The sequence below is a fragment of the Priestia sp. VA7 genome, from assembly GCF_055710015.1.
In genome coordinates, this window is sequence record NZ_JBVQPN010000073.1 from 1 (window position 1) to 255 (window position 255).

Annotated in this window: 1 protein-coding gene; it reads left to right on the forward strand. The window is 42.7% G+C overall.

Features of this window, described 5'->3' with window-relative positions:
- The coding region (locus AC0C45_RS30235; RefSeq protein ID WP_472929336.1) for a DEAD/DEAH box helicase at positions 1-255 on the forward strand (255 nt) is incomplete at both ends.

The window sequence follows — 255 nt, forward strand, 5'->3', positions numbered from 1 at the left end:
CAACAGCTTTTGGTATCCCCCTTATAGAACGAGTTGAGCTTTCTGAAGAAGCAATTCAGGGGATTGTGCTAGCGCCGACGCGTGAACTGGCGATTCAAGTAGCTGAAGAGTTAAATCGAATTGGACAAGTAAAAGGAGTTAAAACATTACCTATTTATGGGGGGCAGGACATTAATCGTCAAATCAAGGCCCTTAAGAAAAGGCCTCATATTATCTCAGCAACTCCTGGACGTCTTATGGACCATATGAAAAGAA